This window comes from Zoogloea oleivorans, assembly GCF_008107625.1.
Lineage (GTDB): Bacteria > Pseudomonadota > Gammaproteobacteria > Burkholderiales > Rhodocyclaceae > Zoogloea > Zoogloea oleivorans.
On record NZ_SDKK01000067.1, the window covers coordinates 1 to 3,488 of the forward strand.

Genomic DNA, 3,488 nt, shown 5'->3' on the forward strand with positions numbered 1-3,488 from the left:
CCGGCGGCCCGCTCACGCTGGCCGACCAGGCCCGCGCCCTGCCCGAAGCCATCGCCTACCGGCCGCAGATCGGCGCCGACCTGAACAGCGCCGAAACGCTCGTCAAGCACTACCGGGACGCCAACGGCCACACCATCGACAGCCTCGTCGCCGCCTTCACGGCCCTCGGCGATGGCTTTGCCGGGCGCATCGGCGAGGTCTTCGCCAGCAATCCCTGCGCCGACTGGTGCTTCGTGATCCGGCGCCAGCTGGCCGACAACCCGGCCGCCGCCGTGCAAGGCTTCTTCGGCTACCTGAAGGATCTGGTGGCCACCTGCAACGAGCTGCGCGATGCCCTGCTCGGCGACGACAGCCTGCTGGTCCCCAGCCCGGACACCTTTCCCAAGCACCTGATCGCCGGCACCGTCGGCATCCTGTGGGACACCCGCACCCCCTTCTTCCCCGCCCCCACCGACGCCCACGCCCGCGAGGCCGCCGCCGCCGCGCACTTCCTGCTCCGCCGGCTCGACCAGCAGATCAGCAACTACATCGCCCCCGAAGACCGCAGCCTGCGCGTCACCCCCAGTCACGGCGAAGACCGCCCCCTCGGCGAGCGGGCCATCCCCTGGTACTACCGGGCCGACATCCACGCCGCGTGGAACCGCCGCCTCAGCGCCCGCCAGCTCGGCAACCACAACCTCGGCTACCGGGCCGCCGACTACCAGGGCAGCCCCCGCGCCCGCGACCCGCTGGCCGGCAGCATCGCCGGCCACACCTTCTTCCGCGTCGAAGGCCACCTGGGCCGCCCGGTCAGCGACGTGAGCACCGAGCTGAAGAAACTCATCGCCGCCAACAACCTGCCCTTCGAAGTGCACGCCGTCCTCGCCCACAACGCCAAAGACCGCATCAAGATCCGCCCGGGCATCCGCTACACCGACCTGCACCGCTTCCACTACCTGCTGCGCCAGGACGTCTCCCTGCGCCTCGACGAAAGCGACAGCTTCTCCGAGAAATACGTCGGCAGCCTGCGCGCCGCCATCGACAGCAAGGACATCCCCGAGCAGACCGACACCGGCATCTCGGTGCTCGGCGCCGCCACCAGCGCCCGCAGCGCCGTCGGCATCCTGACCGCGCGGGCCAAGCCGGCCCTCGACAAGCAGACCTACAGCGCCTACCGCACGACCACCGATGAAACCCGCTGGAACAACGGCCTATCCGAAACCCTCGGCTCGGTCGGCACCGCCCGCGTCAACCTGGGCAAGCTGTCCCGCAGCGACTTCGTCTCGCCGGTGGACTCCCTCATCCAAACCACCCACCCCCTGTGGCTCGACTGGCTCGACGACCTCATCAAGGCCAAGGACGACAAGGCCGACGACAAACTGCTGCTGGCCCGCTTCGCCACCGACCACCCGGGGCTCGACCACCTGGGCGGTGCCTGGCGGGGCGGCACTTTCGTGCTGGTGTACGACGACACGCAAAACGTCATCGCCGACTTCGCCCTCGCCTACCCCTGCGCCGAAAACGACGAACCCGAGCCTGTCGAGCCGCCGCTGCTGCGCCCGCCCCTGCGCCGGCCGCCCCTCGAAATCGACCCGATCAAGGTCATCCGGCCAGTGGACCTGGTCGTCAGCACGCTGGTCGGCAGCGCCGTCACCAGCCGTTTCGACAGCGCCAGAAGTGAGCTGGCCGCCGATCTCAAGGCCGTCCAGAGCGACCTGCGAATCAAGCTGGAAACCCAGTCGGCGAGCATCGAAGGGCTGGTCAAGGGCGCCTTCAGCACCAAGGAAGCCACCGCCGCCGGCGTCGTGCTGCCGGGCAAGACTGTCGCCACCGGCGACGCCCTGCTCGACCAGATGGTCAGGGACGTGGAATACAAGCGCCAGAAAGTGCAGACGCTGGTCGAACTGAGCAGCCAGGGCGACCTTTCCGAAGCGTCCCGCAGCCAGGCCCAGGCGCAACTCGTCAAGGCCCAGGCCGAACTGGGCGATTCGGTCGCCGAAACCACCCAGCACGTGGTCACCCAGAAGGTGGACACCTCCACCGGCGCAGCGGCCGGCGTGGCTTCGGTGCTTGCCAACAGCACGGTTTACATCACCGACGCGACCGCTGCCAGCAGCCTCGGCAGCAAGCTCGAAACCCTCAAGACCGGCACCGTCGGCACCTCGCAAACCGTGCTGATCGGCAACCTGCAAAACCTCAACCGGCTCAAGCGCTAAGCCATGTCCGCCGCCCTGCCCCACCGCATCCGGCGCCTGCACTGGCAGGCCCGGGCGCCCACCGCCGAGGCGGCCTTTGCGCTGCGCGCGCAGCTGCGGGAACTCTCCGGGCCGGCGCTGGCGGCGCTCGAACGCAGCCTGTCAGCCCACGCCCCCGACGACCGGGTCATTCACCTGCCACGACTCGAGCTGCATCTGCGCCTCGACCAGCCCCTGTCCATCGAAGATCTGGCCGCCCGCATCGCTGCCGCAGCCAGCGCAGCCCTCGACGCACTGCCCGCCGAGGCCGGCAGCGCCATCGCAACGCCGCTGGACACGCCACGCGGGCCCGCCTACCCCGCAACGCAAACCCAAGCCGCCAGCCTCGCCATCGACGATGCCCTCACCCTCGACACCCTGCTGCGCGAGGCCCCCGCCACACTGCGCGCCGCCATCACCGACGCGCTGGCCCGCACGGCGCACCTGCCAGACGCCCCGCCCCCGCAAGCCGGTGAGACCCGCGAGACCCCCGTGGCGCTGGAAATCAACGGGCAGACACTGCACCTGCCCCTCGCCCGCCTACGCCAACTGGCCCGCCAGCTCATCAGCTCCCAGCCTGCCGCCGGGCAGCCCCTGCCGACCAGCATTCCGACTGCTGCCCCTTTGCCCCTCACCGAGGCGACTCAAGCACCCGACCAGCCACCCGCCACGGCCCCAAGCCGCCACCGGCTCACCCCCGCTGCGCCCTCGCCCGGCGCAAACGCAACAAGCGCCACCCACGCCCAGGCCCAGCTCGCCACCTACCTGCTGACGGGCAGCCTCGACTGGACCCTAGCCGGCCTCGAGTCCGATGCAGCCCGGCAGATCCTCCGCGAGGCGGCAACGATCTGGGTACGCCTCGGCGCCCTGCCGGCCTGCATCTTCCCGCAACCGGCCCTCGCCCGCATCGGCGCCCTGGCCCGCTGGCTCCCGCTGCTGCCGCGGGACGACCGTCAGACCGTGATCGCCAGCCACACCCCGGCCCCGGCCAATGCCCCCCGCACCCTCACCGCGACCCTGCGCGAACTCCTCGCCAGCCTCGCCACGCCTAGCACCGAAGCCATCCACGCCCAGGCCCTGTGGCTCGCCTGGAGCATGGAACCCGAACACGCCACCGACGAGGCCCACGCCAGCTGGCGCAGCAGCATCGCCCCCTGGGTCGAAGCCCTGCTCGCCGGACTCGCCGCCACGCCTCCCTGGACCGCCGTCCTCGCCAGCCTGCGCATGCCCGTCCACCAACCCGCTCCCACAGCCGCCCCGCCGCATTCCAGCAAG

Annotated in this window: 2 protein-coding genes; both read left to right on the forward strand. The window is 70.9% G+C overall.

The window, feature by feature from the left end:
- Positions 1–2,195 (forward strand): hypothetical protein (locus ETQ85_RS26490; RefSeq protein WP_187394878.1); only part of this gene is annotated, 2,195 nt, incomplete at its 5' end.
- Between the two features lie 3 nt (positions 2,196–2,198).
- The coding region (locus ETQ85_RS25615; RefSeq protein ID WP_148581806.1) for a contractile injection system tape measure protein at positions 2,199–3,488 on the forward strand (1,290 nt) is incomplete at its 3' end.